This window comes from Shewanella sp. WE21, assembly GCF_002966515.1.
In the GTDB taxonomy this organism is placed as follows: domain Bacteria; phylum Pseudomonadota; class Gammaproteobacteria; order Enterobacterales; family Shewanellaceae; genus Shewanella; species Shewanella oncorhynchi.
In genome coordinates, this window is the sequence record NZ_CP023019.1 from 3,108,512 (window position 1) to 3,120,823 (window position 12,312).

The following is a 12,312-nucleotide window of genomic DNA, read 5'->3' on the forward strand; positions in this document are numbered from 1 at the left end:
CAAGGCGTTATTTAGCACATCTGTTGCTCAGTTTGGTGAAGTAATAGCCGAACAGCTTAACCTAAGGGAAATAGCGAAAAAAAGCTGTTGACCTAGATACCTCGAATAAGCATAATACGCCCCGTTCCTCGCTGAGAGGGGCGCGTAATATCGATGTGGCAATGTAGCTCAGCTGGTTAGAGCACAGCACTCATAATGCTGGGGTCGCAGGTTCAAGTCCCGCCATTGCTACCATTTTATTTAAGATAAATTTCTTATATAAAATGAATCACGATTTTACTCTAGCATTAATTGCTAGCATCTCTTCACGATGTAAACATGAAACTGTGCGGGAATGGTGAAATTGGTAGACACGCCAGATTTAGGTTCTGGTGCCGCAAGGTGTGAGAGTTCAAGTCTCTCTTCCCGTACCATTTTTAGATATATGAATTTAGAAACATCGGCGATAGCGGATGTTTGAAACAGAGTTAGTTGGGGTATCGCCAAGTGGTAAGGCACCGGGTTTTGATCTCGGCATTCCAAGGTTCGAATCCTTGTACCCCAGCCATTTTTTCTCAGTTTCCAAGTTGATTGGGGTATCGCCAAGTGGTAAGGCACCGGGTTTTGATCTCGGCATTCCAAGGTTCGAATCCTTGTACCCCAGCCATTGGCAATGTAGCTCAGCTGGTTAGAGCACAGCACTCATAATGCTGGGGTCGCAGGTTCAAGTCCCGCCATTGCTACCATATTTAACTCTGTTAAAGTGATTTATCAGAGAAAAATCCAAAAATGTTGAATAGACAATTTTGGTACATTTTGATGCGGGAATGGTGAAATTGGTAGACACGCCAGATTTAGGTTCTGGTGCCGCGAGGTGTGAGAGTTCAAGTCTCTCTTCCCGTACCATCAAAATGCAATCTTCGATAGAAGATTAAACACAGTTTATTGGGGTATCGCCAAGTGGTAAGGCACCGGGTTTTGATCTCGGCATCCCAAGGTTCGAATCCTTGTACCCCAGCCAAAAAGTTAAAAAGCCTGTCTTCGGACAGGCTTTTTGCTTTTTAAATTTTAACTATTTTCAGCTTAGCGTTATTTTGGTTTCAGTTTCCCTTCAATTAGCCCGTCCAGCCTTTCCCTTGTCTCTATAATTCCCGTTGGTTGTGGCAATTCAGCTATTTTCAAAGTTAATCCACAGTGCCATTTGAGCTGGCACTGTGGTGATCCGTTTTATTGCTTTTTGACTTCAGGAGCAACGGGTGGCGATTTTATTTCTGCTGGAGCTGCTGGAGCCGCTGGAACCACTGGAACGGCGACTTTTGCAGCTGCTTCAGTGATATTGATTGGCATTGCAGCATTCTTAATGACGGCATTCTCTGTGACCGCACTATAAATAACGGCATTCTCTGTGAGCGCACTATCAATAACGGCACCTTGGGCCGCTTTAACATCACCTGTTGCAACGGCTTTGATTGCATCAGGTATTGCTAACTGTTGCTGCACTTGGTTCGCGCCCGCTTCTATGGCTTTTTGTTGTAACTTCTGTGGATCAGTATAGTCGGCTAATTCCTTCGGCCAACTTGGGACCCGTTTTTCTACCTGATTACTGAATTGCTCAGAAATCACTAAGGGTGCACCGCCTTTCATCAGCATGACTGCCATTTGGTTGGTGTCTGAGTTCCAAACTAGGCCTGCTTTTTCTGCCATTTCGGGGACAGGGGTGTAAGTTGACACTAAGTAGATGAGTGGACCTTCCTGTTGGATCTTGTCGGCCGTTTTGAGCAGGGACAGGGTGGTATCGTAATTTTTACCCAGCAATTCCTGCATACGGTTCTTGATGAGCGGTTGTTCGAATAATCCGACATCGTTCGGATCTAAACCGACAAGGGGTTTAAGCAGGGCCCACATGAGCTGGCCTTGGGGTGACATTAATAAGAGTGGTGCAACGCAGGCGTTGAGCATTAATGCGAGCCACACAATATGCAGGCAGCGCATTTTTTTGAGCAGAGATGTACTCAAGATGATATTTCCTTGGAAGTACCAGCAAGTCGCCGGCGGCGGATTGTAGCTGATTGGCATAAGGTAAACGAGAGGGTGGCAAAGTAAATTTTAAGCAAAAAAATTAACCCAAATGTTGGATTTTATCCTCCTGAATTTGAAAGGTATTTACAGGTGATACAATAAATTATTTGCTGCTAATTTAATCGAAGGTAATGGTTTTTGAGTGCTAAAAACAGATTTACCCCTAAGTGCTTTATTTTTAGCACTTATTTTTCTTCTTACTTTTTAACTTATTTTTCAGTATTGGATATGTAAAGTTTGTAAACTTTGTTCTGTTTGATAATCGATCTCATTTAATCTCGGCGCATTAAATTAGTTTAATGCAGCTCATTTCTATCTTTAGCTGCATAGGGAAAGCAGACTCTGGAGGTATTTCTCTTCGGTTTGTTTTTGAGAGTGCATCATGGAAATTAAGAGTCAGTAAGTCGTCTTTGTCCTTTGCCCGCATTATTCATGTTTATGTGTCTATGGCTTTATTGTTGCTGATGCTGTTTTTTGCGGTGACAGGTATAACGTTAAATCATCCTAATTGGTTTTCTCAAGCTGATCAGGAACCTAAGCGGGAACAAGTGCCAATCCCGGCCTATTTGTTACCCGTTAATGCCCAAGACTCACAATGGCGTCTGGCTGCGGGTCATTGGTTGAAAAGTGAATGGGCTATGGATATGACGAGCGCCGATATCGATGAAGATGAAATTAGTTTAGTCAGCAAAGGACCTGGTACTTATCGGAGTCTGACGTTGGACTTACTCGACGGGCAAGCCTATGTCGAAACCTTAGATTACGGTGTCGTTGCCGTAGTGAATGATTTGCATAAGGGCCGTAACACAGGCACAGCTTGGGCTTGGATACTCGATCTCAGCGCTGTGCTTATCATTTTATTTTCGCTCACTGGGGCTTATTTGTTGCTGCCTCAAACCAAGCGCCTCAAAAAGTCATTGTTATACATGGTACTCGTCAGCAGTAGTTGCGGGCTTGTGTATGTTTATTTTGTTCCATAAGGAGTGTAGGCCGAGTATGCGTCATCTTATTCGCACCATTGCGGTGAGTGCTTTGTTTGTCAGTTCTGTGGCGTTTGCGACGCCTAAAATGACAGTCGATTTAACCTTGCCTGAAATTACCGAAGGGCAATATCACAGACCTTATGTGGCCGTATGGGTTGAGGATGCCAAGGGGCAAACGGTTAAAACCTTAAGCCTTTGGGTATGGGATGAAGGCCATAAATGGTTGAAAGATATCCGTCGTTGGTGGCGTAAAGCCGGACGCGAAGATATGAGCTTTGTTGACGGTATTGCATCTGCGACACGTCCCGCGGGTCATTACAAAATCGATTGGGATTTAAAAGATGAGGCGGGAAAAGTGCTTGAACCTGCCACTTACACTGTATTTATTGAAGTGGTGCGTGAACACGGTGGTCGCGATCTTGTACGACAAAATATCGATTTAGCTGCGGGAGATTTCTCTGTGCAGTTGCCCGCCACGACAGAAACTGGCGTTATCGACATACGCTTAAGCGGCATGGCTCGTTGAGTCAATCCATTAAATATTTAGCCCGTATATTAATCGTTAAACTTAAGGAAAAGGCATGAAATTACGTCTTATTACATTACTTGGCACACTTTGTATTAGCCCATTGGTAAGTAGCCACGACAGATGGATTTTACCTAGCCACTTCAACGTTTCGGCTGAAAGTGAAGAAATTGTGTGGATTACCTCAGATGTGTCTGCCAGCAATCAAGTGTTTATGATGGATAAACCTTTTAGTGCCAGTGATGTGCGTGTGTTACAGCCAAATGGAAAACCAACGTCTCCAAGCTCAAGTTACACGGGCGGACGTAAGTCGGTGTTTGATGTGCAACTGATGCAAGATGGCACATATAAGTTTGAAAAAGAAGTTTCACCTCGTTATTTTTCTCAATATAAAGTTAAAGGAAAAGAAGGGGTTGTACGCAGCCGTATGGATAAAAAAGCCACAACTGCTGCTATGCCAAAGGGAGCCTATGAACTTGAAAGTTCATTAAATGTGTCGCGGGTTGAAACTTATGTCACACGTAATAAGCCAACTGAGGAAGTGTTAAAGCCTAAGGGGGAATATTTAGAACTAGTGCCTGTGACTCATCCTGCAGATATTGTTGAGAACGAAGCTGCTACCCTGCAATTTGTTTTCGATGGTAAGCCCGTTGAAGGCGTTAAAGTCGCCATTATGAAAGACGGTAGCTTATATCGTAACAAACCAGAGGAAATCGAATTTACCTCAGATAAAGACGGTAAAGTTTCAATGATCTTACCTTCAGCAGGACGTTATCTCTTACATGCGGCAATTGAGCGCCCTAATGCAGATAAATCCCTTGCTGATAAAACGGTTAGTGAAATCTTTTTGACTTTTGAGGCTGGGCTTGAATAAATGAGTTAACCTCTATTTGAGGTTTTTGCTTTGAGTCTTAATGCCCACGGTCTAAATGGCTAGTGGGCATTTTTGTACCCATTTCGAGCTAAAACTTGTGCGAAATTTCCTTAGGTATACAGATTTGAATTTGATTACTGGTAACTCTGCTTAAGGTTGGGTAAGCTGCGTCAATGCATTGTTCTTGGTGCATCAAAAGCGCATAACGATTAGAATAGCGCAATTCCACCCTCATTTGACTGTGTTGACCTTAGCGTTGGCACGGGTTGCTTTTGTTTTAAAGGAGACGAAAGAAGTTATGACTAAGGTTCCTATGACAGTTGTCGGTGCAGAGCAGCTGCGTAAAGAGTTAGATATTCTCAAGTTTGACCGTCGCCCTAAAATCACTGAAGCAATTGCTTCAGCGAGAGAGTTAGGCGACTTGAAAGAAAACGCGGAATACCATGCGGCTCGTGAGGAACAAGGTATTTGTGAAGCACGTATCCGTGATATTGAGGGTAAGTTATCTAACGCGCAAATTATCGACGTCACTAAGATGGTGAATAACGGTCGTATCATTTTTGGCGCCACTGTGACTATTTTAAATCTCGATACCGATGTTGAAGTGACTTATCGCATAGTCGGCGATGACGAAGCGAATATTAAAGAAAACCTGATTTCAGTGAATTCACCAATAGCCCGCGGTTTAGTCGGCAAAAATGAAGGTGATGAAGTGTCTATTACTACGCCAGGTGGTATGACAGATTACGAAATCATCTCAGTACAGTATTTATAATCTGCTTATAATACTTTGCTTATAGTGTTGTGAGCGTGACTCATGCGATATCGCTAAAACCGTCCTAGGGCGGTTTTTTGTTATACGCGAATTAAGTTTGTTTACGGTTTGAGTTTAGGGCTTTAGCCAAAGATATCGATCGCGCTTCAGCGTTGAATTCGGGGTAAGATGGACAAAGTTTAATTTGTCTCTTTGTAGGTTTTTACCTAAGCTGCCATCCTAGCAAAATCAACATTGGCGAAATGTGGATGTTGTTTTTTTTGCGCGAGTTTCACTTTATGGACCCACAGTTAAGCATCAAAAGCGAACAGTGAATAGGTTCATCTTTAGTTTGATAACGTTTTATAAGAGGGCACGCTTTGGTCAAACATTGGCGTACAGGATTGATGTTAGTTTGCGTGGCGATCATGTTGATTGCGCACTCGGCTAGCTATGCGCCAAAACCCTCAGTACAGCGCAGTGATGCAACTCGCCATTATGTTCAGATGCATATGGGTCAGAAACACACTGCTCTGAAACACACTGCTCTGAAACAAACGGCTCAGATGCATACTGTGAGTCTTGATAGCTCGACTCCCCATACAAAACTAAGCGCTGAGCCTCAAAGCTTGCCCAATGCCGATGTTATCGCCCAATCTAATGCACAGTCTGATGCGCAAACCGTTGAAAGCTGCGGCTCACCGAATAGTCATGATACCGATCTAGTCAGTGCAGACTCAGAATCACAGCCAGCACCTTGTCCGAGCTCTGACTATCTAAGTCATTCTGATGACTTAGATTTTGCCCCGATAAATTCGCCGCGATTTATCAGTCTTGCCCAGCACGATGTGCGTGAGGTCAAGCCAGTATATGTACTCGCTGTAGACTTTACTGCCGAACCGACATCCAATGTCGTTGAACCCACTGATCTTGATATCACATCAGATTGGACGCTTTCTGCTGTTTCTTCCCCCGCCCGAATTTCGGGTTGGAAAGTCTCAAATCTTCAATATCGATTTAGCCAACAAGCCGCTTAGCTCGCCTATTTAGGCATGACGTTGATAGGAGCCTACTCTTATCGATTTTTCATGCTGTTGCCTTTTTGTACTCACCGAAACTTTTTATAGCTGCTTAAGTAAGCAGTGATGATTTGAGCCTTACGAGCTTAGCCGCTGGTACTCAATCATGTGTTTCGGACTGATATCAATATGTTCGCTTAGCGATTTGATTCAAATGCTGAGCGTTAAATAGCGAGTTAATCCCATGGAAAGAAAACCCAATCAACGGCTGCTAAATCACTATTCAGCTTGGAAATACTTAGTGCTTATCGTCACTATTATCGTGATGCTATTCAGTGCCTTGCCGACATTTTACGGTGAGGATGCGGCGGTGCAGGTGGGCGCGAAGGCGGGTTTAACGCTCACACCTATTGCCCTTCGAGATAAGCTGCAAGCTGAAGGCGTGACGGTCAAACGTATCGACCAAAAAAATGGTGAAACCTTAATTGTCCTCGATGCGGATAACCAACAAACCTTAGTCAAAACTTTAGTCTCTTCTATGGTTGCAGAGCCAAAAGAATTGACTTTATCCCTTGCCAGTGCGGCGCCAAGTTGGTTACAAAACTTAGGCTTTCAGCCGATTAAACTCGGGCTCGACTTGCGCGGTGGCGTACAGTTCTTACTCGATGTTGATATTGATCCTGTTTATCAAACTCAGGCCGAGACGCTTGTTGATTCGCTACGTCAATTCATCCGTGAGCAGAAAATTCGTGGTGCTAGCGTGCATTTGGACCAAAGTCACCAGTTAAACATGACGTTGCCCGATAATGATGCCCGTGCTGCCGTGCGTCAAATGATGAAAGAGTCCTATCCTAATTGGCAGCTATCCAATGCAGATGGCGCGGGTTTACTGATTAAGTTGAGCCAAGAAGAGCAAACGAAACTGCGTAATTTGACAGTGCAGCAAAACTTACAAGTGATGCGCAGCCGTATTGAAGAACTCGGTATCACTGAAGCTTTAGTGCAGCGTCAAGGGGAGCATCGAATTCGGATTGAATTGCCTGGAGTCCAAGATCCTGCCGCTGCCAAGAATGTTATCGGTGCTACGGCGAGTTTGGCCTTTTTCGAGGTTAAAGAGTCTGGCTCCGTTAATGCTATGGTACTCAATGACAAGTCTGGTAAGCCTATTTATGTGAGCCGCACACCAGTGCTGGGTGGCGATCATATTGTCGATGCGAGGGCGAGTTTAGGCGAGATGGGCATGGCGGAGGTGAACATTAACCTTGACCGTGTGGGCGGGCAGAAAATGTCTGAGTTTTCCCGTACCAATATCGGCAAACCTATGGCGACGTCTTACAGTGAATACAGCCGTGATGAGCAAGGTAAGGCAAAGCAAACACAAGAGATTATCAGTGTTGCGACTATTCAATCCCAACTTGGAGATCGTTTTCGCATTACGGGTGCAGGCTCCTATCAAGAAGCACAACAATTAGCTCTGTTACTGCGAGCTGGCTCTATGACGGCGCCAGTGACTATTGTTGAAGAGCGCACTATTGGCCCGACGCTGGGTGCTGAAAACATTGAAAACGGTTTTGCTGCCCTTGGTTTAGGGATGGGGATTACCTTGCTGTTTATGGCGCTTTGGTATCGCCGTCTCGGTTGGGTGGCGAATATAGCGCTGATCTCCAATATGGTGATCCTGTTTGGTTTACTGGCGCTTATCCCTGGCGCTGTGTTGACCTTACCTGGGATTGCGGGTTTGGTGTTAACAGTCGGTATGGCTGTAGATACCAACGTACTGATTTTTGAGCGAATAAAAGACAAGTTAAAGGAAGGTCGCAGTTTTGCGCTGGCAATTGATACGGGTTTTGATAGCGCGTTTTCTACTATTTTTGACGCCAACTTCACCACTATGATCACTGCAGTGGTGCTTTACTCCATAGGTAATGGTCCAATTCAAGGTTTTGCCTTGACCTTAGGTCTAGGTCTATTGACCAGCATGTTTACCGGTATCTTTGCTTCAAGGGCCTTGATCAACTTAGTTTATGGACGTGATGCTAGCCGTCATGTAAAGGTATAACCATGAAAAATATCAATCTAACTAAATGGCGTTATGTTTCGAGTGCTATCTCAATTTTGTTGATGCTAGTGTCATTAACCATCATCGGCGTGAAAGGTTTTAACTGGGGCTTAGATTTTACTGGCGGTGTCGTCACCGAAGTACAGATCGATAGAAAAATTACCAGCAGTGAATTGCAACCTTTACTTAATGCCGCTTATCAGCAAGAGGTGAGTGTAGTCTCCGCCAGTGAGCCGGGACGTTGGGTGTTGCGCTATTCCGATATAAAGAGTGCCGATACAGAGCAAGGTAATATCGATATTCAGCAGGTATTAGCGCCGCTTAACTCTGAAGTGCAAGTGCTTAACAGCAGCGTTGTCGGGCCGCAGATTGGTCAAGAATTGGCTGAGCAGGGCGGTTTGGCGCTGTTAGTCGCTATGCTGGCGATATTAGGTTATTTAAGTTATCGCTTCGAATGGCGACTCGCATCGGGTGCCCTATTCGCCTTAGTGCATGACGTAGTGTTCGTGCTGGCATTTTTCGCCTTGACTCAGATGGAGTTTAATTTAACGATACTTGCGGCTGTACTGGCGATTTTAGGTTATTCCTTAAATGATTCGATCATTATCGCTGACCGTATTCGTGAATTATTGATTGCTAAGCCAAAGCTTGCGATTCAAGACATTAACAACCAAGCAATTGTGGCGACGTTTTCTCGCACTATGGTGACATCAGGGACAACCTTAATGACGGTCGGTGCGTTGTGGATCATGGGCGGTGGACCGCTGGAAGGATTTTCGATTGCAATGTTTATCGGTATATTAACCGGCACATTCTCTTCGATTTCAGTTGGTACCTCATTACCGGAGTTATTAGGCTTAACGCCTGAGCATTATAAGGAACAAGTGATTTCTGAAACACCTTAGGGCTATGCTAATCGCTTAAATTAACAGCGAAAACAAAAAGGCCACTCGATTGAATGGCCTTTTTGTTAACACGATAAAATCAAGAAAAATTACTTTGCCTTTGGCAAAGCAATTTTCATTTCTGGTGATTGACGATAAATCACCAGAATATGACCAATAAGTTGCACTTTTGCGGATTGAGTTTCACGTACTATGGCATCAACGATGGCATTTTTTAGCTCTCTGTCGGCAGAGGCTACTTTCACTTTAATCAGTTCATGATAAGCGAGTGCGCTTTCAATTTCAGCGAGTACACCTTCAGTCAATCCATTGGCACCAAGCAGCACCACTGGCTTTAGCGGATGCGCTAGACCTTTTAAATGCTGTTTTTGTTTGGTTGTTAAGTTCATTTCTACCAACTTTTGCTGAGTTACTGTTGAAAAACGGCTATTCTACCCTTATATAGCCTTTGTGTAACTCTCAATTGTTGCGGATTTTAAATGTCAGGTATAAAACGTACGGCCAGTTCTAATCGCTGGATGCTAGAACACTTTGATGATCACTATGTCAAACTCGCCCAAAAAATGGGCTTGCGATCTCGCGCTGCGTTTAAGCTTGAGGAGATCCAGCAAAAGGATCAACTAATTCGCCCAGGCATGACTGTGGTTGATCTCGGTGCTGCTCCGGGAGGTTGGTCTCAAGTGGCAGTTAAATTAGCGGGAGATAGAGGTAAAGTCATCGCCTGTGACATTTTGCCTATGGATCCCATCGTCGGCGTCGATTTTTTGCAAGGGGATTTTCGTGAAGATAAAGTCCTTCAAGCATTACTTACTCGCGTCGGTGATGCTAAAGTTGACGTTGTGTTGTCTGATATGGCACCCAACATGAGTGGTTCAGATAGTGTTGATCAGCCCCGTGCCATGTATTTAGTGGAATTGGCGTTAGATATGTGCCATCAAGTATTGGCTCCTAATGGCTGTTTTGCGGTAAAAGTCTTTCAGGGGGAGGGCTTTGACGAATACATGAAAGCGGTAAAAGCAGTGTTTAAAGTCGTTAAAACACGTAAACCAGACTCTTCACGGGCTCGTTCCCGCGAAGTCTATCTTGTGGCGACTGGGTACAAGTTGTAGTAACCTAGCGTTAATAATCGCAAGACTTAATGAGGTCTAGTAATTTGAGTGACATGGCAAAAAATCTAATACTCTGGGTTGTCATCGCCGTTGTGCTGATGTCAGTGTTTCAGGGTTACTCCCCCTCTTCTTCGTCATCGCAGAAGATGGATTATTCTACCTTCTTAGATAATGTCCGTGATGGACAGGTCGCAACTGTTGAAGTTAAGAGCGACCAACGTACTATTGAAGGTGCTAAACGAACTGGTGAAAAATTCACTACTATCATGCCGTTATATGACCAAGATTTAATTAATGATCTTGATCGTAAAGGCATCACTATGAAGGGCCAAGAAGCCGAAGAGTCAGGGTTCCTTACCCAAATCTTCATCTCTTGGTTCCCGATGTTATTGCTTATCGGGGTATGGATTTTCTTCATGCGCCAGATGCAAGGCGGCGGTGGCAAAGGCGCTATGTCCTTTGGTAAGAGCAAAGCCAAGCTGATGAGCGAAGATCAAATTAAAACTACTTTTGCCGATGTTGCCGGTTGTGATGAAGCAAAAGAAGAAGTGAAAGAGCTGGTTGATTACCTGCGTGACCCAACTAAATTCCAAAAATTGGGCGGCCGAATTCCAACGGGCGTACTGATGGTGGGTCCTCCAGGTACAGGTAAAACTTTGCTGGCGAAAGCCATTGCGGGTGAATCTAAAGTCCCTTTCTTCACTATTTCAGGTTCTGATTTCGTGGAAATGTTTGTTGGTGTCGGTGCATCCCGTGTGCGTGACATGTTTGAACAAGCGAAAAAGTCGGCACCTTGTATCATCTTTATCGATGAAATCGATGCGGTCGGTCGTCAACGCGGCGCGGGTTTAGGTGGTGGTCATGATGAACGTGAGCAAACACTGAACCAAATGCTGGTTGAGATGGATGGCTTCGAAGGTAATGAAGGCGTTATTGTTATCGCGGCAACTAACCGTCCAGACGTACTCGATTCTGCGTTATTACGTCCGGGTCGTTTTGACCGTCAAGTGGTCGTTGGTTTACCAGACGTTCGTGGTCGTGAGCAGATTTTGAAAGTGCATATGCGTAAAGTGCCGCTTTCTGAAGATGTGAAGGCGAGTGTGATTGCTCGTGGTACGCCAGGTTTCTCGGGTGCTGATTTAGCTAACTTAGTGAACGAAGCTGCCTTGTTTGCGGCTCGCGGAAATCGCCGAGTTGTAGGCATGGAAGAATTTGAGCGTGCAAAAGATAAAATCATGATGGGTGCTGAGCGCCGTTCTATGGTGATGTCTGAAGCCGAAAAAGAAATGACTGCTTACCATGAAGCGGGCCATGCGATTGTGGGTTGTTTAGTGCCAGAGCACGATCCTGTGCACAAGGTGACTATCATTCCTCGCGGCCGTGCCTTAGGTGTGACTTTCTTCTTACCCGAAGCTGACTCAGTGAGTCAGAGCCGTCGTAAGTTAGAAAGCCAAATTTCGGTCGCCTACGGTGGTCGTTTAGCAGAAGAGCTTATCTACGGTACTGAGAAAGTGTCGACTGGCGCATCACAGGACATCAAATACGCGACATCTATTGCGCGTAACATGGTGACTCAGTGGGGCTTCTCGGACAAGTTAGGTCCATTGCTGTATGCAGAAGAAGATGGTGAAGTCTTCTTAGGTCGCAGCATGGGTAAAGCCAAAGCGATGTCCGATGAAACTGCAACCATTATCGATGCTGAAGTAAAAGTCTTTATCGACAAAAACTACGCTAGAGCGAGACAGATATTGACGGATAACCTCGATATTCTGCACTCAATGAAAGAAGCTTTAATGAAGTATGAAACCATTGATTCACTTCAAATTGACGATTTAATGAAACGTCGTGAAGTGCGTCAGCCTGCTGATTGGCAAGTGGATGACAGTGGTTCTAACGATAAAGGCAATGGTCATGGTGAACCAGCAGCGAAAGCTGAAGACAGTGTGACTGCACCTGCTGAGCCAGAACTTAAAGATCCTGATGAATCTCCAGCTAAGTAATGTGTTGTGAAACCAAAGAAAACCC

General features: G+C 44.7%; 11 protein-coding genes and 7 tRNA genes. 16 read left to right on the forward strand and 2 right to left on the reverse strand.

Annotated elements, in window-relative coordinates:
* Positions 1-157: 157 nt before the first annotated feature.
* From CKQ84_RS13580 to CKQ84_RS13610, 7 genes are all read left to right on the forward strand, one after another.
* Positions 158-234 (forward strand) — tRNA-Met (locus tag CKQ84_RS13580).
* Between the two features lie 94 nt (positions 235-328).
* Positions 329-413, forward strand: a tRNA-Leu gene (locus CKQ84_RS13585).
* A 59-nt stretch (positions 414-472) separates the two neighbouring features.
* Positions 473-547, forward strand: a tRNA-Gln gene (locus tag CKQ84_RS13590).
* A 24-nt stretch (positions 548-571) separates the two neighbouring features.
* Positions 572-646: transfer RNA gene (locus CKQ84_RS13595), tRNA-Gln, on the forward strand.
* Positions 647-648: 2 nt separating this feature from the next.
* Positions 649-725 (forward strand) — tRNA-Met (locus CKQ84_RS13600).
* 75 nt (positions 726-800) lie between these two features.
* Positions 801-885 (forward strand) — tRNA-Leu (locus CKQ84_RS13605).
* A gap of 40 nt (positions 886-925) precedes the next feature.
* A tRNA-Gln gene (locus CKQ84_RS13610) sits at positions 926-1,000 on the forward strand.
* A 206-nt stretch (positions 1,001-1,206) separates the two neighbouring features.
* Here CKQ84_RS13610 and CKQ84_RS13615 read toward each other — a convergent pair.
* On the reverse strand, positions 1,207-1,995 hold the full coding sequence (locus CKQ84_RS13615) for a hypothetical protein (RefSeq protein WP_105251692.1): 789 nt from the start codon (positions 1,993-1,995) through the stop codon (positions 1,207-1,209).
* Positions 1,996-2,357: 362 nt separating this feature from the next.
* On the opposite strand from CKQ84_RS13615, the gene CKQ84_RS13620 reads away from it, so the two are divergent.
* From CKQ84_RS13620 to secF, 7 genes are all read left to right on the forward strand, one after another.
* Entirely contained in the window at positions 2,358-3,038 is a 681-nt protein-coding gene (locus CKQ84_RS13620) for a PepSY-associated TM helix domain-containing protein (protein ID WP_173913186.1), read from the forward strand.
* Between the two features lie 16 nt (positions 3,039-3,054).
* Positions 3,055-3,567 (forward strand): DUF2271 domain-containing protein, encoded by a 513-nt coding sequence (locus tag CKQ84_RS13625; RefSeq protein ID WP_105251693.1) that lies wholly within the window; start codon positions 3,055-3,057, stop codon positions 3,565-3,567.
* A gap of 55 nt (positions 3,568-3,622) precedes the next feature.
* Positions 3,623-4,441 (forward strand): DUF4198 domain-containing protein, encoded by an 819-nt coding sequence (locus CKQ84_RS13630; protein ID WP_105251694.1) that lies wholly within the window; start codon positions 3,623-3,625, stop codon positions 4,439-4,441.
* A gap of 298 nt (positions 4,442-4,739) precedes the next feature.
* Positions 4,740-5,216, forward strand: a complete 477-nt coding sequence (gene greA / locus CKQ84_RS13635; RefSeq protein WP_028761461.1) for a transcription elongation factor GreA — start codon at positions 4,740-4,742, stop codon at positions 5,214-5,216.
* A 386-nt stretch (positions 5,217-5,602) separates the two neighbouring features.
* A complete protein-coding gene (locus tag CKQ84_RS13640) occupies positions 5,603-6,232 on the forward strand; it encodes a hypothetical protein (protein WP_173913227.1) in 630 nt (209 codons plus the stop codon).
* A 226-nt stretch (positions 6,233-6,458) separates the two neighbouring features.
* Complete coding sequence (secD, locus tag CKQ84_RS13645) at positions 6,459-8,273, forward strand: protein translocase subunit SecD (RefSeq protein ID WP_105251696.1); 1,815 nt, start codon at positions 6,459-6,461, stop codon at positions 8,271-8,273.
* 2 nt (positions 8,274-8,275) lie between these two features.
* Positions 8,276-9,178, forward strand: a complete 903-nt coding sequence (gene secF, locus CKQ84_RS13650) for a protein translocase subunit SecF (RefSeq protein WP_028761458.1) — start codon at positions 8,276-8,278, stop codon at positions 9,176-9,178.
* Positions 9,179-9,267: 89 nt separating this feature from the next.
* Here the strand turns inward: secF and yhbY are convergent, their stop codons facing one another.
* Positions 9,268-9,567, reverse strand: a complete 300-nt coding sequence (yhbY, locus tag CKQ84_RS13655; protein ID WP_006082725.1) for a ribosome assembly RNA-binding protein YhbY — start codon at positions 9,565-9,567, stop codon at positions 9,268-9,270.
* Positions 9,568-9,657: 90 nt separating this feature from the next.
* Here yhbY and rlmE point away from each other — a divergent pair, with 90 nt between their 5' ends.
* Together rlmE and ftsH are read left to right on the forward strand one after the other, a co-directional pair.
* Positions 9,658-10,287, forward strand: a complete 630-nt coding sequence (gene rlmE / locus CKQ84_RS13660; RefSeq protein ID WP_006082724.1) for a 23S rRNA (uridine(2552)-2'-O)-methyltransferase RlmE — start codon at positions 9,658-9,660, stop codon at positions 10,285-10,287.
* Positions 10,288-10,316: 29 nt separating this feature from the next.
* Entirely contained in the window at positions 10,317-12,287 is a 1,971-nt protein-coding gene (gene ftsH / locus CKQ84_RS13665) for an ATP-dependent zinc metalloprotease FtsH (RefSeq protein ID WP_173913187.1), read from the forward strand.
* Positions 12,288-12,312: the final 25 nt, after the last annotated feature.